Genomic DNA, 22185 nt, shown 5'->3' with positions numbered 1-22185 from the left:
TATTTTATGATTAGTAAGTTAATAGTAATAGTAGGTTGTGTGGAAGTTGTGGAAAACTCTCAGAATCCTATCTATGACTTAAAAAGTTACTTGTTTAAAAATTGTGCATAACCCCTAGAAGTTTAGAGGAAGTTATCCACAGATTAATTTAACTTTTTCTTGATACTTTGAATTTCGAGTCGTAGATTATCATCTGTGTCGACCATACTTTTAATTTTTTCATAAGCATGAATGACAGTCGTGTGGTCTTTTCCACCGAATTCTTTTCCGATTCGAGGAAGTGAGTTGTCCGTCATCTCTCTTGAAAGATACATGGCCACTTGTCGTGCTAGGACAATATTCTGAACTCTTCGAGAACCTTTGATTTCTTTTACACTGACTCCATAAAAGGCTCCAACTGCTTCCTGAATTTTTTCAATGGGGATGACAAGCGTCTTGCTATTATCATTTTTACGAGCTCGAATAGCTTCAGCTGCAACATCGATCGTAATTTCTTTTAGTTTCTTCACCTTCGCCATTAAAGAAATATCATTTAAGGCACCTTCTAAGTCTCGGACATTTGAATCAAACTGACCAGCTAGATATTCTAGTGTGTCATTAGGAAAAATATAGTCTAGATCTTCAATTTTATTCCGTAAGATGGCAATCCGAGTTTCAAAATCAGGTGGTGTTATATTTTGCGTTAGTCCCCATTTGAAACGAGTAACCAGCCGCTCTTCAAGACTGTCTAAATGATCCGGACTTCGATCGCTTGTTAGAACAATCTGTTTGTTGTCGCTATGGAGGGCATTAAAGGTATTAAAGAATTCCTCTTGAGTCGTGACTTTTTTCCCGCCGAGTGACTGGATATCATCGATCAGTAAGAGATCAAGACTTCGATAGGTATTCTTGAACGTCTTCATTTCTCCTAATCGAAGGTGTTCTAAAAATTCATTAATAAAGGTTTCTGCTGGGACATACTTAACCCGTGCGTTTGGAATATTTTCTAGGATTTGATTTCCAATTGCGTTCAATAGGTGAGTCTTTCCAAGCCCTGGTCCACCATAGATAAAGAGAGGGTTGTAAGTTGTTGCAAGATTTTCAGAAACTGCAAGCGCTGCTGCTTTCGCCCAAATATTTCCATCCCCTTGCACAAAATTATCAAAGGTGTACTTTGATTTCAGACCTGTATCAATTTTAGGCAACGGTTCGGTTGTTAAGCTAGCTGAAGATAATCTCCTACTCTCACTGCTATGACTACTAGGAATTTCTTCGGTATCTTCAAAAACGAAATGGAACTTCAAATCTGTATTGTAGACTTCAAAGCTGGCTGTGATCAAAGCATTTTTTAGATTTGTTTCCCAAAATAATTCTTTATAATTTCCATCAAGATAAATGGTAGCCGTTTCTCCATCGATTTTGACTAATTTTGAATCGGCGACAAAAAAATCATAGGCACTATCTTTTAGTTGTAATTGGGCTAATTCTAAAAAACGAGACCAAAATTGCTCTTCTTGTGACACTATCAGACTTCCCTCCTTTTCTTGAATTGTATCAAATCATACGTACTCCTATTCTACCACAAACAAAAATAGTTTTCCACAGGCTAAATTTCATGAAATTAAATTATAGTTTTAAACTTTTCCACAAGTTGTGGATTTAAATTCACATTGTTTTTAAAAGTTATCCACAAAGTGGGGATAACTAGAGAATATCCTTATTTTTCTGCTATTTACAAAAGATTTTTATGGTGGAAAAGCTTGTCAATACAAAAAATAAAAATAACAGCCTTATTTAAGGCTGTTGATAATTCGTTGGTATTCATCAAGACTGGAAAAAGAAATTTGGATAGTTCCTTTATTTTGAGAAGAGGAGTGTATCGTCACATCTGTTCCTAATATTTTTTTCAATCGCTGTTCCTCTTCCAGTAGGAAGCTCTCTTTTGCTTTTTTATTTTTCTGTTTTCTTTTTGAACTGATCTTGCTTTCTAATGTTCGAACATTTAAATGATCCTGTTTGATTCGCTCCAACCAAAAGCGCTGCTCTTCTTCATCAAGAGGAACAAGAACACGCGCATGAGCCGAAGAAATATCATTTTGAATGACTGCTTCTTGAACAGAGGGAGCTAGATGTAACAAGCGAAGCATATTGCTGATATAGGGTCTAGATTTCCCCATAAATTGAGCGATTTGGTCGTGCTTATAGCCATGATCAACGAGCTTCTGGTAGGAGATGGCTTCTTCAATTGGATTGAGATCTTCTCGTTGAAGATTTTCAATAATGGCTTGTCGCATCATTTCTTGATCCGTTAACTCTTTAATAATCGCAGGAACAAGCTCTAATCCAGCAATTTTTGAAGCTCTAAAACGTCTTTCACCTGCAAGCAATTCAAAACCAATTATTGGAGATTTTCTGACAATAATGGGTTGAATTAAGCCATTTTCTTTGATTGACTGAGCCAGTTCTTCTAATTTTTCTTGATCAAATACTTTTCTTGGTTGGAAAGGATTGGTTCGAATGTCCTTTACCGCTATTTTTTCTAATTTTTCCATCTTATGAATAGAATAACACACCTTTACAAATTCGTAAAGGTGTGTTTACAAGTATGTCAAGAAAGTGAAAGTTAATCGCTCAGATCCTCAGTTGATTTTGTCAACTTGATAGAAGTTGTTTGTTGTTTTCCATCACGATAGAATGTGACCTTGATTGTATCATTGATTTGGTGAGAATAGAGGGCGGATTGTAAATCTGCCGTTGACTCGATATCTGTATCATCGATCTTTGTGATGACATCATAACGTTGCAATTTATCTGAAGCAGGCATATTTTCAAGTGTTGAACGAACTAGTACTCCTCCAGAGATTTTTTCAGGAAGTTTTAATTGGCTTAAATCAGAAGTTGAAAGGTTGGATAAATCCATCATTTGGATTCCAAGAGCTGGTCGAACTACTTTTCCTTTTTCTTCTAGTTGCTTGATAATATTGACAACATCATTTGCAGGAATTGCAAATCCCATTCCTTCTACTGACGTTTGTCCGTTATTTGAAATTTTACTTGAGGTAATCCCGATGACTTGTCCTTGAATATTGATTAATGGGCCTCCAGAATTTCCTGGGTTGATGGCTGCGTCTGTTTGTAGGGCGCGTGTAGAGATATTTTGTCCATTATCGGCTTTCAATTTCACATTGCGGCCTTGGCTGGAAATAATTCCTTGGGTAACAGAATTCGCATAATCTGTTCCAAGAGGGCTACCAATTGCAATTGCAGTCTCACCGACTGTTAATTGGTTTGAATCTCCGAATTCAGCTACTGCCTTTGCTTTATCCGCACTAATACGAACGACTGCAATATCAGAATAGACATCTGACCCAACTACTTCTCCGGGGACTTTATTCCCATCTGCTAAAAGAATATCTACTTTTTTAGCACCATTGATCACATGGGTGTTGGTAACAAGGTAGGCATATTTTCCTTCTTTTTTATAAATGACCCCAGAACCTTCACTAGAAATTTGTGAGTCAGAGTTTTCTTCTTTTTCAAATAACCCTTGATTCGAAGAATCAGAATAAGTAATCACAGAAACTACAGCATTTTTCACCTTGTCTACGGCCTCACTAGTTGAGGTTGTATTTTTATAAGCTGTTTTAACAGTGGTTGAGTGGACTTGCTTACTTTCAGTATTTGAAGTAGAAGAATGAGATGTTTGTAAGGTTAAAAAGGTTCCAAGAATACCACCTAGAAAACCTACAACAAAAATGAGGGCTATGTTTCCAACTTTTTTCAGTAAATTAGATGAAGATTTCATATTTTCCTCCTAAGGATATCAAATTGTCTAGAGTATAGAAAAACTTTCTTAATTATATCTTAAATAACTAAAGTTATCCACAAATTGTGGATAACTTGTAGAATTTAGTTGAGAAATGGCTTTAAAAAGGACTTTATAGAATAGATTTCCTTTCTATAGCTGTGGATTATTTGTGGAATTGAAGAATTATGCTACAATAGGGGAATGAAAATTAAATTGATAACCGTTGGAAAATTAAAAGAAAAATACTTAAAAGATGGGATCGCGGAGTATATTAAAAGGCTTGGTCGATTTGCAAAAGTAGAACAGGTTGAGTTAGTTGATGAAAAAACTCCAGATCGTGCCAGTCAACTCGAAAATCAACAAATCCTTGAAAAAGAGGGACAACGAATTCTCTCTAAGATTTCAGATAAGGAATATGTGATTGTATTAGCCATCGAAGGAAAACAATTTCCTTCAGATAAATTTAGTCAAACGATTGACCAGATTATGACATCTGGTTATTCAAACCTTACTTTTGTTATTGGAGGCAGTCTTGGTCTGTCTCCTGAAGTGAAAAAAAGAGGAAATCTATTAATGAGCTTTGGTCAATTAACTCTTCCTCATCAGTTGATGAAATTAGTGTTGGTGGAACAAATCTATCGTGCTTTCATGATTCAACAGGGGAGTCCTTACCATAAATAACCTTGACGCTCCTTCCTTTTTCTGCTAAAATGAAGTAAGTTCGGTCTCATAGCTCAGCTGGATAGAGCATTCGCCTTCTAAGCGAACGGTCGCAGGTTCGAATCCTGCTGGGATCAAATGAGAGATGCAGCTTTTGCTGCATCTTTTCTTTTATGTTAAAATGTATAAATTTTCATTATCTATTAATTTTTGTATACTTTGCTATAGATTAATAGTGATGAAATGATTTATTAGGAATATTTTAAAAAAGAACTAACAATCCCTATATAGTGCAAAGTGTAGATTATATAAATTGTGTAAAATAGTTTTCATTCATGTAACAAAAACATTAAAAACATTACAATTTTACCTATTCCCTTTAATTTTAGGCTATTTTATATTATAATTTTTTGTATATAAAATTTTATTTTTTTATAATAATACTAGAGTATAATAAAATAGAAAAAACAAAGTGGGAGAGTTTGTGTGATTCAGTCATTAATCTTGTCTTTTCTCTTGGGAGGGATCATTGTTCTGACGTTTGCATTAGTGGACGAAAAAATCTATCAGGAACATCAATTTGCATTTATCTTTCTGCTGAGCACCTTTGTTCTTCTTTTTGAAAGTCTCTTAGTATTTTTAGATGTGACTTTATTTTCAAATATTCGACTCTCTGATTTAAATATGCTCTTATGGCCGGTTTATTTATATCCTTATTATCATTATGCCAATCGGACGAATCGCTTGTGCGCCATTTTTTATTCTTTTTTTACTTATTTAGCGGTTGAAGGAACAGCAACTTTTCTGACGATAATTGTCTCTTCAGTATTGGGGGATGCTGTTGTAGCAGCTTACTCGATTGTCTACAATATGTGCATTCGTTTGATTTCTTTAGGAATCATTTTGAAGTTAATTGACCTATTTGAATTTGATTTCACTCCTTTTTATGAGAAAGAATTTGAAAAATATTTAAAGAGACTCATCTGTGTCTATTTTGCTATATTTGTAGTGATTAATTTTGCTTTATGGATTAGTGAACAAGCGCAATATAAAAATTTTGGGAGTATGTTGGCAACGATTTGTTTTTTCTCTTTTGTAGTCAGCTTATTCCATATGAAAATCGAGCGAGATCAGTATCGTAAAAATTTAGAACTGGAGTATAAAGAATTTTCTGAGCAACAAATGAGTCGGTATATGGCTGAAATTCAAAGTCTCTATTCTATTGTCAGGGGATTTCGTCATGATTTGGGAAATTTAGTTATTTCTATGTCGTTAGCCATTGAGGAAGAAAATATTCCAGAAATACAGAGAATCCATAGAGAAGTATTGGAAAAAGGTTATAAAGAGATCAATACAGAAGCATTATCAGGATTCAACTTGGTCAATATCAAAGATTCTGCTTTACGAAGTATTTTGATTCGAGGCTGGTTGGATGCAAGAGATGCTGGGGTAGAAATGACCTTTGAAACGAGTGAACCAATCGAGCAACTACCAGTTGATTTATTAGATATCGTGAGAATCGTTGGGATTCTAGTGACAAACGCTTTGGAAGCTTCAAAAGAAGCAGAAGAAAAGAAAGTTCATATTGCTATTTTCTCTATTTCAAAAATTGTTTACTTAGTGATTCATAATACAACAAATGAAATCACTTTTGATATTAGAAAAATATATGAAGAAGGCTATTCGACAAAAGGAGAAAATAGAGGACTAGGATTAAATAATGTGAGAAAAATCTTAGCAAATTATGGAACGATGTTTTTAGAAACGGAATTGCAAGGAAATCGTTTTTTACAAGTTTTGAAGATTGGAGGATACGAACAAGAATGAAGATTTTTTTATTAGAAGATGAGCTCTCTCAACAGATACGGGTAGAAAAACATATTGCAGAAATTGCTAAGGAATTAGAAATTAAACTTGAAGTGATTTCTACCGGTAAAATTTCGGAATTTGAAAATTATATCCAGCATTCGGATATCCACCAATTATATTTTCTAGATATTCATATCCAAGACAATGAGTATTGTGGGTTGGAAATTGCTCAAAAAATACGAGAAGCAAATCCTTATGCTATTATTGTTTTTATTACTACAAAATCAGAATTCGCTTCGATTACCTATCGTTATAAAGTATCTGCCTTGGATTTTATTGATAAAAATTTGAATGAAGATTTATTTAGATTAAAAATCAAGGAGTGTATTGAGTACCTAACAACTATTCAAATTGGAAATGATGATTTGACAGATTATTTTGAGTATGACTTTAAGGATAAAAAGATAAAAATTCCATTTAAAGATATTCTTTATATTGAAACTGTTGGTTCTGCTTATAAATTAAACTTAGTTGGGAAAAATTTTCAAAAAGAAATTGCAGGAAGTTTATCAGATGTCTTGGAGAAAGATGTGGAGGAGAGATATTTCAGTCCCCATCAATCTTATATCGTGAATAGAAGTATGATCGTTGGAATGGATAAGAAAAGGAAACAGTTGTTGTTGAAAGAAGGGTATTCTTGTCCAATCTCAAGAAGCAATATCAAACGTGTCAAAAAATTAATCGAAGAGCAAAATTTAGAATTTAGTGCTTGACAATTAGTTAAATTCTGATATAATGGGATATGTTCTGTTAATGAATATATGGTCCGTTGGTCAAGGGGTTAAGACACCGCCTTTTCACGGCGGTAACACGGGTTCGAATCCCGTACGGACTATATCTCATTCCGCCATAGCTCAGTTGGTAGTAGCGCATGACTGTTAATCATGATGTCGTAGGTTCGAGTCCTACTGGCGGAGCTAGTATAGCACCCATTTGGGTGTTTTTTTGTTTTGAAAAAGGCTAGGATAATGACTATCCTAGCCTTTTATTTATAAGTGAACGATGGTTAGATTCCTTAGCTTTTTCGTCTTTTTATTTGTCTCCATTCGTAGAGGAAGAAGAGAATGATTCCAACGAAAAAGGCAATGAGTCCTTCAATGAAGCCTTGGGGAACAAATGTTAAGGTGACTGTTCCGGATCCTTTTGAAACACGAACTCCCAATAATCCTTTCTGGATGCGATGAATTTGGATAGGTTTTCCATTTTGTTTAGCTGACCAGCCTTTATCATAAGGGAGTGTAAAAATAAGGGTAGTGTCTCTATTTGCGTTATAGGCTGCTACCAATTTGTTTTTCTTTTTGTGAATAGCAACTTCTTGCTGACGAATACTAGCGATAGCTTGTGTGTATTGGTCAAGATCCAGAGCAAAAAATTCTGGTGTATCAAAGGAGACTGTCGAATTTTCTGGAAAACTCAAACGAATAGTAACTGTTTCCTCTGTGTCAAAATGGCCAATCGAAAAGAATGGAAAGGCATTATCAATGGTATAGCGTTGGGTCTGTCCATTGTAGCTGATTTCAATATCTTTCCGATCATCGTTTGAAAATTGTAAATTTGGAACATTGACATATAGTTGGCTATGGGCAGGAACCGTTACTTCATATTGAATACTTGCGTAGGATAGATGACTATCTTCTTCAATTTTTGCAGTTTGCAACGAAGATGTAGTATTTTGTGAAGTAGGCGAGAGAATATTTAATTTCTTATAAAATTTATATTTTTCATCTGTGATTTGATGGATGAATCGTGTCTGATTATCCAGTGTCAAATTCGTAAAGGAAGTATTTTTATAAGGTTTTGCTGACAGAAAGGCGATTGGTAAGGCATATTCGTTTTCTGAAAGTGAGACTCCATTTTTGGTTGCAATCTCTTTAAATCCAAATTTTTGAACAGGTTGTTGGCTTAAATTATAGCGAACACCAAATAGACTATCCATTAAAATAGAATTGTTTTGGTATCTAAGATTGAGGTTGGTTCCTTCAGATTTAAATCCAAGTTTGTCTAATGTCGAACTAGCATCCGTATTTCGTACAGATGAAAATTGAGAAATTCCATTATAACCATACTTCATGCTATCATTGCCCGTTTGTGGCTGTAGAATCTCAGTCCGATAATTAGAGTCTGTCTTCTCTCTTACTAAGGATTGGATGGCTTTTAAGTCTCGTTCGTAGGATGATCGAGAAGCAAAGACCCATTCATTCGCAATACCTTCCATTTGATAATAACTATTCACCGATAATTCAAAGATGGAGAAAAACAGGATCGAAAGATAGAAAAGTCTAGGCAGTATCTTTTTTAGGATAAATCCTAAACAGACCAAATAGAAAGCAATTAAAAACTCAAAAGTAACAATGAAATTGACTGCATCTAAAAATTTATAGTGACTGCTGTAAAGGACAGTTGCTCCAAATCCTAGAATAAGGAGAAAATTAGCAAGACTAAAACGAATCCAAGTGATCTCCTCTATTCGATTTAGTACTTCTCCTGCCATCAGAATAATCGTCAAAGAAAAGATCCAAGAGTATCGATGAAGAAACATATTCGGCGCGTGCATACCTTGCCAAAGGAGATCTAATAATTGAAAACGAAAACTCAAAATAAGAATGGTCAAGAGTATAAAGTAAGAAAGTTTCACGTGAAACTTGATCGACTTTACAAAGAAAAAGGTAATCGCTAAAAGAAGTGGAAATAATCCCACGTAGATCATTGGAATTGATCCATATTTAGTAGTGTCAAAACTTCCAATGAAATTTTTTGCAAATACGTCAAGATACCAACTTTTTTCTGTAAAGATACTGTCAACCTTTGAAAAACTTTCTCCATGAGTGCGTAAATCTAAGAAGGTTGGATATAACATCACAAGGCTTGTTATAACTGATAAAAGAGATACAATTACAAAATGAAAGAAGCGTTTTCCAATTCCTTTGATGTCCCATGACAGTTGTGTCAAGTACCATAAAATAAGAAAAATAGACATCATAAACCCAAAATAATAATTTTGGATAAACAAGCTGGTTAAGCTGATAAAGTAGAGAATCTCTCCCTCATTGTAAATGAGTTTTTTGAATCCATAAAGAATTAATGGTGCTAGGATAAAAACATCTAGCCAAGTTTTGATTTCAATTTGGCTGATAGCAAAGCTCATAAGAGCAAATGATGTTGAAAGGGTAAGAACCAGGGATCTAGGAATTTTAGAAAACATTCCATGTAAACTAATATAAGTGCTTAACCCAATAGCTCCAAATTTAAGAAGAGTGATGAGGTAAACAGCATCCGGCATGGATTGTGCATTAAAGAAGTAGACGAGAGGAGAAAAGAAACTTCCTAGATAATAGCTACTGAGTGCATAGAAATTAATACCTAATCCACTTTGAAAACTGTAAAATAGGCTATCCGTCCCATGTAAAATATTTCGAAGTGTGGTATCAAAAATGACATACTGATGATAACCATCTCCTAATAAGGGGGATGTATCACTGTTCCAGTAGATTCCTTGTGAGAGGTAAATAAAGAACATCATGATAGCTGGAATCAGGAAAGAAGATACTATAAAAAGGGATGTTTTTAGCTTTGTTTTATTCATATATTTCTACTGAAAGAGCCTGAAATCATTATTTCAGGGCTCTTTATTTTTATGATTGACTCCAAAGTTCTTTCACTTTTGCTTGAACTTCTTCATTTTCAAGAAACTCATCATAGGTTTCATCAATACGATCGATTACGCCGTTTTTTGAAAGAACGATAATATGGTTGGCGAGTGTTTGAATGAATTCGTGGTCATGGCTAGCAAAGATAATCGATTCTTTAAAATTCTTCAATCCATCATTCAAACTTGAAATAGACTCCAAATCCAAGTGATTGGTTGGATCATCCAGTACAAGAACATTTGACTTGAGGAGCATCAATTTAGACAACATGACACGAACTTTTTCTCCCCCTGACAAGACGTTGACAGACTTGTTAACTTCGTCACCCGAAAAGAGCATCCGTCCTAAGAAACCACGAAGGAAAGTATTGTCATCTTCTTCTTTACTTGCAAATTGACGAAGCCAATCAAGAATACTTTCACCACCTGCAAAATCACGACTGTTGTCTTTTGGTAGATATGATCGACTAGTTGTAACTCCCCACTTGACAGTTCCTTCATATTCAATATCATCCATCAATGCACGGATCAAAGCGGTTGTTTGAATATCGTTCTGTCCGATAAGGGCGGTTTTGTCACCAGGACGTAAGATAAAGCTGATATTGTCAAGGATAGTTTCACCATCAATCTTGACAGAAAGATTTTCAACTGTCAAGAGATCGTTACCAATTTCTCGTTCTGCCTTAAAGTTGATAAATGGGTACTTCCGACTAGATGGAACAATTTCTTCAAGTTCAATCTTGTCAAGCATTTTTTTACGCGAAGTTGCTTGTTTTGATTTTGAAGCGTTGGCTGAGAAACGTGCGACAAACTCTTGCAATTGTTTAATTTTTTCTTCAGCTTTTGCATTTCTATCTGCTTGTAATTTTGCTGCAAGTTCAGAAGATTCTTTCCAGAAATCATAGTTTCCGACGTAAAGTTTAATTTTTCCAAAGTCGAGATCCGCCATATGGGTGCAGACTTTATTCAAAAAGTGGCGGTCATGGGATACAACGATAACCGTATTTTCAAAATCAATCAGAAAATCTTCTAACCAGGTAATGGATTGAATATCCAATCCATTGGTCGGCTCGTCCAAAAGAAGGACATCTGGTTTACCAAAAAGGGCTTTAGCTAAGAGAACTTTCACTTTATCCCCATTGGCTAACTCGCTCATAGTTTGATAATGAAGGTCTTCTGAAATATTTAGATTTTGAAGCAATTGAGATGCTTCACTTTCTGCTTCCCATCCACCAAGTTCGGCAAATTCACCTTCCAGTTCAGCTGCACGGACACCATCTTCATCAGAGAAATCTTCTTTCATGTAGATAGCATCTTTTTCCTTCATAATGTTGTAGAGCTTTTCATTTCCCATAATGACAACATCGATGACCCGCTCGTCTTCGTAGTCAAAGTGATTTTGACGCAAAACAGACAAACGTTCATCAGGGCCAAGAGAAATATGACCAGTTGTTGGTTCAATATCTCCAGCTAAAATTTTTAAAAAGGTTGACTTTCCAGCACCGTTGGCACCGATGAGACCGTACGTATTTCCTTCTGTAAAGTTGATATTGACATCGTCAAACAATTTTCGATCACTAAAACGTAGTGAGACGTCTGATACTGTAAGCAATGATTTTCTCCTCTTTCTATAATGTCTTCATTTTACTAGAAAATAGGGGAAAATTCAACTTTTTTACTGTCAATTTGTTTTTACAATGATGTAAACGAAATTGACAGTTTAGTAAAGTGTTAATTCCTTACAAACATAGAGGATAGACTAACATTTTCAACTAGAAAGTGCTATAATGATAGGGATAACGATTAAGGAGAAGAGTATGACAAAACCCATCATTCTGACAGGAGATAGACCGACAGGAAAACTCCATATTGGCCACTATGTTGGTTCTTTAAAAAATCGCGTCTTGTTGCAAAATAAAGATGAGTATAATATGTTTGTTTTCCTAGCAGACCAGCAAGCTTTGACAGACCATGCAAAAGATCCAAAAACGATTGTAGAATCTATTGGTAATGTTGCTTTGGATTATCTGGCAGCTGGACTAGATCCTGAAAAAGTTACGATTTTCATTCAAAGTCAGATTCCTGAATTAGCGGAATTGACCATGTATTACATGAATCTAGTATCTTTGGCGCGACTTGAAAGGAATCCAACTGTAAAAACCGAGATTTCTCAAAAAGGTTTTGGTGAGAGTATTCCAACAGGATTTTTGGTATACCCTATTTCACAAGCAGCCGATATCACAGCATTTAAAGCGAATTTTGTTCCAGTAGGAAATGATCAAAAGCCTATGATTGAGCAAACTCGTGAGATTGTTCGTTCCTTTAATCATGCATACAACACAGATACTTTGGTGGAACCGGAAGGAATTTATCCTGAAAATGAAGCAGCGGGGCGCTTACCTGGTTTAGATGGAAATGCTAAAATGTCTAAATCATTGAATAATGGAATTTACCTAGCTGATGATGCGGATACTTTAAAGAAAAAAGTGATGAGTATGTATACCGATCCGGATCATATTAAAGTAGAGGATCCAGGAAAAATCGAAGGCAATATGGTGTTTCATTACCTGGATGTATTTGGCCGTCCAGAAGATTCAGCTGAAATTGCAGAAATGAAAGAACATTATCAACGTGGTGGACTTGGTGATGTAAAGACCAAACGATATCTTTTAGAAATTTTAGATCGTGAATTAAGACCAATTCGTGAAAGACGCCTTGAATTTGCAAAGGATATGGGTGAAGTCTACTCTATTCTTGAAAAAGGAAGTGAACGTGCTCGAAATGTAGCAGCTCAAACATTGGATGAAGTCAAATCTGCGATGGGAATTACCTATTTTAAAAAATAAAACGACTTCATTAATAGCGAACATTTTATACCGTTCATTGATAGTTACCAATAAATGATTGACAAATTGCCATAGAATGGTATGATATTAACAATAAAAATTCGAGCCTTGCTCAAATAAAAAGAAAAGAGGATCCAGCTAATGTCTAATTGGGACACAAAGTTTTTGAAAAAAGGGTTTACATTCGATGACGTGCTTTTGATTCCAGCAGAAAGTCACGTATTGCCTAATGATGCAGATTTAAGTACACAATTAGCAAGTAATTTACGCTTGAATATCCCAATCATTACTGCTGCTATGGATACGGTGACTGAAAGTCAAATGGCAATTGCTATGGCACGTGCTGGTGGACTTGGTGTGATCCATAAAAACATGTCAATTGAGCAACAGGCAGATGAAGTACGCAAAGTAAAACGTTCTGAAAATGGGGTTATCATTGATCCGTTCTATTTGACTCCGTCTCATACAATTGCAGAAGCAGATGAGTTGATGGGACGATACCGAATCAGTGGTGTTCCTGTTGTTGAAACACTTGAAAATCGTAAATTAGTTGGTATCCTTACAAACCGGGATTTGCGTTTTATTTCTGATTACAATCAACCCATTTCAAATCATATGACAAGTGAAAACTTGGTAACTGCACCGGTTGGAACCGATTTGGAAACAGCTGAACGCATTCTACAAGAGCACCGTATTGAAAAATTACCATTGGTAGATGAAAATGGTCGTCTTTCTGGCTTGATTACAATCAAAGATATTGAAAAAGTTATTGAGTTTCCAAATGCGGCTAAGGATGAATTTGGTCGTTTGCTTGTGGCTGGTGCCGTAGGGGTTACTTCAGATACTTTTGAACGTGCAGAAGCTCTTTTTGAAGCTGGTGCAGATGCTATTGTCATCGATACTGCTCATGGACATTCTGCGGGTGTTCTTCGTAAGATTGCAGAAATTCGTGCTCACTTCCCAGATCGTACCTTGATTGCAGGAAATATTGCAACCGCTGAAGGTGCTCGTGCATTATTTGATGCAGGGGTAGACGTAGTTAAGGTCGGAATTGGTCCAGGATCAATATGTACAACTCGTGTTGTTGCAGGGGTTGGTGTTCCTCAAGTGACTGCCATTTATGATGCAGCCGCTGTAGCTCGTGAATATGGAAAAACGATCATTGCTGATGGTGGTATCAAGTATTCAGGAGATATTGTCAAAGCACTAGCAGCTGGTGGAAACGCGGTTATGCTTGGCTCAATGCTTGCAGGTACAGATGAAGCACCAGGTGAAACAGAAATCTTCCAAGGTCGTAAATTTAAAACATACCGTGGTATGGGATCTATTGCAGCAATGAAGAAAGGTTCTAGCGACCGTTACTTCCAAGGATCTGTCAATGAAGCCAATAAATTGGTTCCTGAAGGAATTGAGGGACGTGTTGCTTATAAAGGTTCTGTAGCAGATATGGTATTCCAAATGATCGGTGGTATTCGTTCAGGTATGGGTTATGTTGGTGCAGCAACCATTCAAGATTTACATGATCATGCACAATTTGTTGAAATGAGTGGTGCAGGATTGAAAGAAAGCCATCCTCATGATGTGCAAATCACAAACGAGGCTCCTAACTACTCAGCACAATAAATTTACACATTTGTAAACAAAAATAACAGCATCTTGACAATTCTGTCAAGATGCTGTTTTGATATGACCGGCTTGAACAGTGAAAATTTTCAACTCTTCAGGCAGGTCTTTTAAATGATCGAGAGTGGTCGTTGTAATAAATGTTTGAATATTATTAGAGATGGTTTCAAGTAGTTGAAGTTGACGATAATTGTCAAGTTCGCTCATGACATCGTCAAGTAATAAAATAGGCTTTTCTCTTGTGATTTCTTCCATCAATTCAATTTCTGCTAATTTTAGAGAGAGAACAACACTTCGATGCTGGCCCTGACTACCAAAGGTAGCATTCATATTATTGATAAAAAATGCCAAATCATCCCTGTGAGGCCCAATACTTGTTGTTTTCCTAAAAATATCCTTCTGACGGTTTTTTTCCAACATAGAGAGAAACTGCTCTTCTATATCATTTCCTTCTTCAGAAAAAACAGTTGACTGATATTGAATCGATAGGTCTTCTTTGTTGTCAGAAAGTCGAGTGTGTTTTTCTTCTGCTTTAGCTTCTAATTTTTTAATAAACTCAAGCCGATGATGGATGACGCGACTTCCAAAATTAGCTAGTTGTGAATCTAAGACCTCCAAAAATGTAGCATCAATTTTTTCCGAATTTTTTAGATAACTGTTTCTTTGTTTCAGTACATGGTTGTATTGAGATAAGTCGGATAAATAGAGAGGTTTCATCTGACCTAATTCAATGTCAATAAACTTTCGACGCCCTGCAGGTGATCCTTTGATCAGTTGCAAATCTTCGGGTGCGAAAAGGACAACATTCATATGGCCAATATAGTTTGATAATTTGGCTTGTTTCAAATGATTTACCTTAGTTATCCGACCTTTTGGTGTCAAGGAAATTTCTAATGGAAGGGGACCAGTTTCTCTTTGCAATTGACCAGAAACTTTAAAATCGGTGGATTCAAAATAGATGAGATCTCTATCATTTCGTGTTCGATGACTTCTGGTTAAAGCTAGAAAATAAATTGATTCGAGAATATTGGTCTTTCCTTGAGCATTTTGACCTAGGAAAATATTTAATCCAGGATGAAACTCGACTTCTAGTTCTTGATAATTACGAAAATGTTGAATGGATAAGTGTTTTAACCACATTAGGAGATACCAGGAAAGCGAATTGCTTTTTCTTTTTTGTTAGTCTTTGTCGGTTGTTTCTTTTGTTGTTGATTGAGTTGCTTGACAAGTTTAGCAACACGTTCCTTTTCTTCCTTCTCTTTAAGATGTTCTTCTATTTCTTCTTGAGAAGGTTCAAGAATGGTGATAGTCATGCTCAGTTCAGGAATGTCAATCTGATCATTGACACGAAGTTTACGGCCTCTCCGTTGTTCTAATTCACCATTCACAAAGACTTCTTTTTCTTGAAGAAAGGCTTTGATTGCACCACCACTCTGTATAATGCCGAGTTCTTTTAAGATTGCTTGTAATGTAATAAAGTCATCAAATAATTTGTAATTCATAGTTCACCTCTTTGCGTGTTATTATACCATATTTTTAGTTTTTCTAGGGTAGAGAATGTTGAGTGATTTGAGGAGCTTTTTCACAGTTTGAATTAGGATTTTAGTGTGATTTCGTGTTATAATGAAAGTTACTATTGAGTAGAACGAGGATGAAAATGGAATTAGTAAAGGGCGTGAATCTTCACTTTCTTCAATCAAAAAAATTTAAAACCAATAAAATTAAGGTCCGTTTTTCATCACCATTAGATGAAAATACCGTGGCTGCGCGTGTTTTAGTAGCCTGTATGATGGAAACTGCAAATCAAAAATATCCAACTTCACAATTATTCCGTGAAAAATTAGCGAGTCTATATGGGGTAGAATTGTCAACCTCAGTCTCTAAGAGGGGGCGTGTTCATTATGTTGATTTGAATATTTCCTTTGTGCGCGATGACTTTTTGAGCAAGAAAAATGTTCTTACGGATGAGGTTTTGGACATTATAGAAACTATCTTCTTTTCACCTTTGGTAGTAGAAGATCACTTTGACAGTGATACATTTGACGTTGAAAAGAAAAATACGATTTCCGATTTGGAGTCAGAAATTGAAGAGCCTTATTATTATGCACATGGGCAATTGAATCAACTATTTTTTGAAGACGAAACAATCGGGATGTCAAGATTGGGGAAAGTTGATTTAGTGAGACAAGAAACAGCTCAAAGTTCTCTTGAACAGTTTCATCAGATGCTCCAATTAGATAACATTGACTTCTTTTTCATAGGTGACTTTAATGAGGTCGCTATTGTGGATCGAGTGAACCAGTTTGAATTCAAGCCACGTGATAACAATTTGTCTGTCACCTATCAACAACCTTTTACAAATGTTGTAAGAGAAAAGTTAGAGCAAAAACAAAACCAACAATCTATTTTAGAATTAGGTTATCATTTTTCTACCCAGTATGAAGAATCTCTCCATATCCCTCTAGTTGTATTAAATGGGATGCTGGGAGCTTTCTCGCATTCGAGACTTTTTCAAATAATACGTGAGAAAGAAGGCCTTGCTTATACTATCTCAAGCCATTTTGATATTTTTACAGGCTTCATGAGAGTTTTTGCAGGTATTGATAAGGAATCTCGTACGAAAGTAATGACCTTGATTATGCGACAGTTGAATGATTTAAAACGAGGCAAGTTTACAGAGTCAGAGCTTCAATTGACAAAAGAAATGTTGGTGAATACGACCTTATTAGCACAGGATCGGCAAAATACCTTGATTGAAAGGGAATATCTGAAAACGATCCTAGGAAAGAAAGTCCTTTCTTTAGAAGAGTGGTTAGAGTCCATCGATAAGGTTAGTAGAGAAGAAATTATTGAAGTGGCAAAAACAATTAATTTACAGTCTGTTTATTTTATGGAAGGAAAGTAGTGTAAAGATTGAAAATTAAAGAAAAATATTATGAATCAGTTGGTGAGCAAGTTTACTTTACACGCTTGTCAAATGGGTTGACTATTCATTTAATTCCCAAAGAAGATTATTATGAAACCTATGGAATAATCACAACTAAGTTTGGCTCAGTGGATACACGAATTCTAGTGAATGGTGATGAAAGGCAATATCCTGCAGGAATTGCTCATTTCCTAGAACACAAAGTATTTGAAGATGAAAATGGTCAAGATTATTTAAAAAAATTCGTTCATTTAGGATCGGAAAGTAATGCCTTTACAAGCTTTACAAAGACAAGTTATCTTTTCTCAACAACTTCAAAAGTCCCTGAGAATATTCAATTGTTATTGGAGATGGTTTCAAAGGCTTCCTTTACAGAAAAATCTGTATCTAAGGAAAGAGAAATCATTCAACAAGAAATTGGAATGTATCAAGATAGTCCAGACTATCGATTATTTTTTGGTGCTTTAGAAAATTTATATCCTGGAACACCGTTAGCAGATGATATTGCTGGGACTAGGGAGTCTATTTCCAACATTACAATAGATAATCTCCGTGAAAACTTTGATCTATTCTATCATCCCTCTCAAATGCACTTATTAGTGATCGGAAACTTTGATGTTGATGAAGTATTGCAAGTAGTAAAGAAATATGATCTAGTTCCTCCTCATCCATCTGTGGAGTTAGAACGTTTTCCTGTAGAAAAAAATGAAGTAAGATTGAATCAATCTTGTAGAATGGAAGTTGCTACTCCGAAGTTGGCAATTGGAATTCGAGGAAATGATATCATTAAGAAAGAGGAAAAATTTCGTTATAAATTGATGTTGAAATTACTATTTTCGATGATGTTTGGTTGGACTTCGCAACGGTTTCAAAGTTTATATGAAGCTGGGAAGATTGACAACTCATTGACACTTGAAGTCGAGGTTGAGGAATTATTTCATTTCGTTATTTTGACAATGGATACTCAAGAACCGGTGTCCTTATCTCATCAATTTAGGTCAGCAATCAAACAATTTGAGAAGGATCCAGATGTCAATCAGGAACATTTGGATACGATTAAAAGCGAAATGTTTGGTGATTTCTTACAAGGTTTAAATTCGCTTGAGTATAGTGCCACTCAGTTTGAATATTTTTCAGACGGTAGCACTTCTTATGATCTTCCAAAGATTTTACAAGGTATTAGTTTACAAGATATCATCAAATTAGGGCGTCAGTTCATCGAACGGGCTGAGATGGTTGACTATATGATTTTTCAAAAGTAGTAAACAATGTATCAAGAAGGGGAAACATGAAGAAGAGAACGATTGGTCAAGTGTTAAGACTGTCAAGAGTAAATTTACACTTAAGTTTACAGGATGTGTCAAATAAGACAGCTATTGAAATTCCTTATATAGAAGCGTTGGAAAACGATGAGTTTGATCTATTACCGAGTCCCTTTTACGCTCAGATCTATCTTAAAAAATTAGCATGGGCTTTGGGATTAGATGAGTCCATCCTATTGACAGCTTTTCGTGAAGGAAAAGAATTGTTATTTGATGAAGAGATACTTGTAGATGACGAAGAGCTTCATTCAAGAAAATTAAGACAGAAAGCGAGCTGGTTACCAATCCTGTATTATCTACTAGTTAGTTTTGTCATTCTTGGTTTTGTGATTTATATCGTATATTTTTATGAGTTTACAGCATCTGTAAAATAGATGTAAAGATAGTTTATTTTTTGGAGGAAGTATGAAAAAAGAAAATATTCCTAATGCATTGACATTAATTCGGGTTGTGATGATTCCTATTTTTATTGCCATTTTAAGTTTAAGTCACTCTTACTTAGGACATATTGTAGCGGCAGTTATTTTTGCAATTGCTAGTATTACAGATTATTTAGATGGCTTTCTTGCACGAAAATGGAATGTAGTGAGTAATTTTGGTAAATTTGCCGATCCAATGGCAGATAAATTATTGGTCATGTCAGCCTTTATCATGATGATTGAATTAAAAATGGTTCCTGCTTGGATTGCAGCCGTTATCATTTGTCGTGAGTTAGCTGTTACTGGTTTGCGTCTTCTACTTGTTGAGACAGGTGGTACAGTTCTTGCTGCAGCCATGCCTGGAAAAATTAAAACCTTTAGCCAAATGTTTGCCATTATCTTTTTGCTTTGCCATTGGACTCTTCCAGGGCAAGTGTTGCTTTATATTGCATTGATTTTCACAATTTATTCTGGTTACGACTACTTTAAGGGAAGTAGCTATCTCTTTAAAGACACATTTAAATAAATGAAACAGATGATTGAGCTAAAAAATGTATCCTTTCGATACGATAAAACAGTAGAAGAGTATCAAATTGACACGGTTTCGTTTCACGTGAAACAAGGAGAGTGGCTTTCGATTGTTGGACACAATGGTAGTGGGAAATCTACAGTTGTACGCCTGATTGATGGTCTTTTGGAAGCTGAGTCTGGTGAGATTTACATTGATGGAAAACAACTGACTCGTGAAACCATATGGGAAATCCGTAGTAAAATTGGGATTGTATTTCAGAATCCTGATAACCAATTTGTTGGTGCGACAGTAGAAGATGATGTTGCCTTTGGTTTAGAAAATCAAGGAATTCCACGGGAAGAAATGTTTCAACGTGTGGAGAAGGCTATTGAGCAAGTTGGTATGCTGGAGTTTAAAGATCGCGAACCATCTCGTTTGTCAGGTGGTCAAAAGCAACGGGTGGCCATAGCAGGTATTATCGCCTTGAGACCAACGATTATTATCCTTGATGAAGCAACTAGTATGTTAGATCCAGAAGGTAGAGAGGATCTAATGGCGGTAATGAGAGAACTTCAGAAAAAATTTCAATTAACAATTATCTCCATTACCCATGATTTAACCGAAATTGCCTTAAGTGATCGAACACTCGTGTTTCAAAAAGGAAAACTAGAGTCTTCTATGACGCCGCGGGAATTGTTTTCAAGAAATGACCTCAATGAGATTGGACTAGATAAGCCTTTTAGTAAGCAGGTTCAAGAATCTCTCAGCTCGCATTTTCCGCTAAAACAGGATTATCTAACAGAAAGTGAGTTATTAGACCAATTATGGGAATCTCTTTAAAGAATGTCTATTATACTTATCAAGAGGGAAGTCCTTTTGAAGGGCAGGCGCTTTCTGATATTAGTTTGGAAATAAAAGATGGATCTTATACAGCCATTATCGGACATACTGGTAGTGGCAAGTCTACTTTGTTGCAATTACTAAATGGTTTACTGCGTCCGACTAAAGGAACGATTCAATTTGAAGATTTTGTTTTAGATAATCATTCTGAGCCAAAAGAAATGAAGTACCTGAGAAAAAAGGTTGGTTTGGTTTTTCAATTTCCAGAAAGTCAGCTGTTTGCAGAAACCGTTCTAGCTGATGTAGCCTTTGGACCACAGAATTTTGGGGTACCTAAGGACAAAGCGGAGGAAATAGCCAAAGAAAAATTAGCGATCGTTGGTTTAGAAGAGTCTATCTATGATAAAAGTCCATTTGAACTATCTGGTGGACAGATGAGACGGGTTGCGATCGCAGGTATTTTAGCTATCGAACCAGAGATTTTAGTATTGGACGAGCCAACAGCAGGTCTAGATCCTGCTGGAAGAAAGGAATTGATGGCGCTGTTTGAGACATTACATAAAAATGGGATGACCCTAGTTCTGGTAACTCATACGATGGATGATGTAGCAAATTTTGCTGATACTGTATTTGCTTTAGAAGCGGGAAAACTTGTCCTAAACGGATCCCCAAGGGAAGTGTTTCAACAGGTTGAGTATTTACAAAAACTTCAATTAGGAGTCCCACAAATTACGAATTTTGCTCTTCAATTGAAACGAAGAGGACTTCCTCTGGACAGACTACCAATCAAAATTGAGGAACTAAAGGAGCTGTTACTTCATGAATAATATGATTTTGGGAAGGTATATTCCTGGAAACTCCATTATCCACCAACTAGATCCTCGTGGGAAGTTGCTCTCAATGTTTTTATTCATATTTCTTCTGTTTTGGGCAAATAATATCCAGACAAATGTTCTTCTCTTTGGTTTTATTTTTGTTTTAATGTATCTAACGAGGATTTCGGTTAGTTTTTATATTAAAGGTTTAAAATCAATGATTTTTATCATTGCTTTTACAACCATTTTTCAATTATTTGCGACCTCTCAAGGAACTATTTTGTATCAATGGTGGTTTTTTAAATTAACCGACCAAGGATTGATGCAAGCCGCCATCATATTTTGTAGATTTATTTTAATCATTTTTTATTCGACGATTTTAACCGTGACGACGACACCATTGAGTTTAGCAGATGCTGTTGAAAAGATCCTCACACCACTAAAAATTATTAAAGTTCCAGCACATGAGATTGGGTTAATGCTATCTATGAGTTTGCGCTTTGTTCCAACTTTAGTGGATGATACGAATCGAATCATGAATGCGCAAAGGGCGCGTGGTGTTGATTTTGGTGAAGGAAATCTATTAAAAAGGATCCGTTCCTTCATTCCGATTCTCATTCCTTTGTTTGCCTCAAGTTTTAAACGCGCAGATGCATTAGCAATTGCGATGGAAGCGAGAGGGTACAAAGGCGGTGAAGGACGAACACGCTATCGGACTCTGCAGTGGGGAGTAAAAGATACCCTGGCATTGCTCGTTATTCTGTGCCTCATGTTGATAGTTTTTTATCTAAAAAATGGATAGAGCTAGTTGTATTGGTTCAAAAATAAGGAAAAAGCGCTATACAAAGCGCTTTTTACATTAAATTCACATATTCTTGTAACATTTGTAATATATTCTACAATAAACTGTAACATTTTGTG

At 35.7% G+C, this 22185-nt stretch carries 19 protein-coding genes and 3 tRNA genes; 15 read left to right on the top strand and 7 right to left on the bottom strand.

Annotation, left to right across the window (positions count from 1 at the left end):
• Positions 1–143 precede the first annotated feature (143 nt).
• From dnaA to HMPREF2893_RS09330, 3 genes are all read right to left on the bottom strand, one after another.
• Positions 144–1502 (bottom strand): chromosomal replication initiator protein DnaA, encoded by a 1359-nt coding sequence (gene dnaA / locus HMPREF2893_RS09340; protein ID WP_070449645.1) that lies wholly within the window; start codon positions 1500–1502, stop codon positions 144–146.
• 267 nt (positions 1503–1769) lie between these two features.
• On the bottom strand, positions 1770–2531 hold the full coding sequence (locus tag HMPREF2893_RS09335) for a ParB/RepB/Spo0J family partition protein (RefSeq protein WP_049495811.1): 762 nt from the start codon (positions 2529–2531) through the stop codon (positions 1770–1772).
• Between the two features lie 71 nt (positions 2532–2602).
• A complete protein-coding gene (locus HMPREF2893_RS09330; protein ID WP_021154166.1) occupies positions 2603–3784 on the bottom strand; it encodes a serine protease HtrA in 1182 nt (393 codons plus the stop codon).
• A gap of 204 nt (positions 3785–3988) precedes the next feature.
• Here HMPREF2893_RS09330 and rlmH point away from each other — a divergent pair, with 204 nt between their 5' ends.
• The 6 genes from rlmH to HMPREF2893_RS09300 all read left to right on the top strand — a co-directional run bounded on the left by rlmH (position 3989) and on the right by HMPREF2893_RS09300 (position 7233).
• Positions 3989–4468: a 23S rRNA (pseudouridine(1915)-N(3))-methyltransferase RlmH gene (rlmH, locus tag HMPREF2893_RS09325; RefSeq protein WP_021154165.1), complete on the top strand. Its 480-nt coding sequence runs from the start codon at positions 3989–3991 to the stop codon at positions 4466–4468.
• Positions 4469–4510: 42 nt separating this feature from the next.
• A tRNA-Arg gene (locus HMPREF2893_RS09320) sits at positions 4511–4584 on the top strand.
• A gap of 349 nt (positions 4585–4933) precedes the next feature.
• On the top strand, positions 4934–6274 hold the full coding sequence (locus tag HMPREF2893_RS09315) for a sensor histidine kinase (protein ID WP_021154164.1): 1341 nt from the start codon (positions 4934–4936) through the stop codon (positions 6272–6274).
• Positions 6271–7029, top strand: a complete 759-nt coding sequence (locus HMPREF2893_RS09310) for a LytR/AlgR family response regulator transcription factor (protein ID WP_070449643.1) — start codon at positions 6271–6273, stop codon at positions 7027–7029. Before HMPREF2893_RS09315 ends, HMPREF2893_RS09310 begins: the two co-directional genes overlap by 4 nt.
• 50 nt (positions 7030–7079) lie before the next feature.
• Positions 7080–7151 (top strand) — tRNA-Glu (locus tag HMPREF2893_RS09305).
• 8 nt (positions 7152–7159) lie between these two features.
• A tRNA-Asn gene (locus HMPREF2893_RS09300) sits at positions 7160–7233 on the top strand.
• A 98-nt stretch (positions 7234–7331) separates the two neighbouring features.
• Here HMPREF2893_RS09300 and HMPREF2893_RS09295 read toward each other — a convergent pair.
• Together HMPREF2893_RS09295 and HMPREF2893_RS09290 are read right to left on the bottom strand one after the other, a co-directional pair.
• On the bottom strand, positions 7332–9899 hold the full coding sequence (locus HMPREF2893_RS09295; protein ID WP_070675880.1) for a YfhO family protein: 2568 nt from the start codon (positions 9897–9899) through the stop codon (positions 7332–7334).
• Between the two features lie 49 nt (positions 9900–9948).
• Positions 9949–11574, bottom strand: a complete 1626-nt coding sequence (locus HMPREF2893_RS09290) for an ATP-binding cassette domain-containing protein (protein WP_049486042.1) — start codon at positions 11572–11574, stop codon at positions 9949–9951.
• A gap of 205 nt (positions 11575–11779) precedes the next feature.
• On the opposite strand from HMPREF2893_RS09290, the gene trpS reads away from it, so the two are divergent.
• Together trpS and guaB are read left to right on the top strand one after the other, a co-directional pair.
• A complete protein-coding gene (gene trpS / locus HMPREF2893_RS09285; RefSeq protein WP_021154159.1) occupies positions 11780–12808 on the top strand; it encodes a tryptophan--tRNA ligase in 1029 nt (342 codons plus the stop codon).
• A 141-nt stretch (positions 12809–12949) separates the two neighbouring features.
• Entirely contained in the window at positions 12950–14431 is a 1482-nt protein-coding gene (gene guaB / locus HMPREF2893_RS09280; RefSeq protein ID WP_003009220.1) for an IMP dehydrogenase, read from the top strand.
• A gap of 45 nt (positions 14432–14476) precedes the next feature.
• Here the strand turns inward: guaB and recF are convergent, their stop codons facing one another.
• Positions 14477–15571 (bottom strand): DNA replication/repair protein RecF, encoded by a 1095-nt coding sequence (gene recF / locus HMPREF2893_RS09275; RefSeq protein WP_024054764.1) that lies wholly within the window; start codon positions 15569–15571, stop codon positions 14477–14479.
• The gene (gene yaaA, locus HMPREF2893_RS09270; RefSeq protein ID WP_024054765.1) at positions 15571–15933 is read right to left on the bottom strand and encodes a S4 domain-containing protein YaaA; all 363 of its coding nucleotides are present in this window, start codon (positions 15931–15933) and stop codon (positions 15571–15573) included. Before yaaA ends, recF begins: the two co-directional genes overlap by 1 nt.
• Positions 15934–16088: 155 nt before the next feature.
• Between yaaA and yfmF the strand changes: the two genes are divergently transcribed.
• The 7 genes from yfmF to HMPREF2893_RS09235 are packed head-to-tail and all read left to right on the top strand — an operon-like array spanning position 16089 to position 22066.
• Positions 16089–17336, top strand: a complete 1248-nt coding sequence (yfmF, locus tag HMPREF2893_RS09265) for an EF-P 5-aminopentanol modification-associated protein YfmF (protein WP_070675878.1) — start codon at positions 16089–16091, stop codon at positions 17334–17336.
• An 8-nt stretch (positions 17337–17344) separates the two neighbouring features.
• Positions 17345–18619 (top strand): EF-P 5-aminopentanol modification-associated protein YfmH, encoded by a 1275-nt coding sequence (yfmH, locus tag HMPREF2893_RS09260; RefSeq protein ID WP_024054767.1) that lies wholly within the window; start codon positions 17345–17347, stop codon positions 18617–18619.
• Positions 18620–18645: 26 nt separating this feature from the next.
• Positions 18646–19053 (top strand): helix-turn-helix domain-containing protein, encoded by a 408-nt coding sequence (locus HMPREF2893_RS09255; protein WP_023919990.1) that lies wholly within the window; start codon positions 18646–18648, stop codon positions 19051–19053.
• Between the two features lie 31 nt (positions 19054–19084).
• A complete protein-coding gene (gene pgsA / locus HMPREF2893_RS09250; protein ID WP_003009208.1) occupies positions 19085–19624 on the top strand; it encodes a CDP-diacylglycerol--glycerol-3-phosphate 3-phosphatidyltransferase in 540 nt (179 codons plus the stop codon).
• On the top strand, positions 19625–20449 hold the full coding sequence (locus HMPREF2893_RS09245; RefSeq protein WP_021154153.1) for an energy-coupling factor ABC transporter ATP-binding protein: 825 nt from the start codon (positions 19625–19627) through the stop codon (positions 20447–20449).
• Positions 20434–21276 (top strand): energy-coupling factor transporter ATPase, encoded by an 843-nt coding sequence (locus tag HMPREF2893_RS09240; RefSeq protein ID WP_021154152.1) that lies wholly within the window; start codon positions 20434–20436, stop codon positions 21274–21276. The genes HMPREF2893_RS09245 and HMPREF2893_RS09240 overlap by 16 nt, the downstream gene beginning before the upstream one ends.
• The gene (locus HMPREF2893_RS09235; protein WP_024054768.1) at positions 21269–22066 is read left to right on the top strand and encodes an energy-coupling factor transporter transmembrane component T family protein; all 798 of its coding nucleotides are present in this window, start codon (positions 21269–21271) and stop codon (positions 22064–22066) included. Before HMPREF2893_RS09240 ends, HMPREF2893_RS09235 begins: the two co-directional genes overlap by 8 nt.
• The last annotated feature ends 119 nt before the right edge of the window (positions 22067–22185 follow it).

The organism is Streptococcus sp. HMSC072C09 (assembly GCF_001813105.1).
Taxonomy (GTDB): Bacteria; Bacillota; Bacilli; order Lactobacillales; family Streptococcaceae; genus Streptococcus.
Note: the sequence above shows the minus strand (reverse complement) of the source record. Positions and strands in the feature narration are given on the sequence as shown.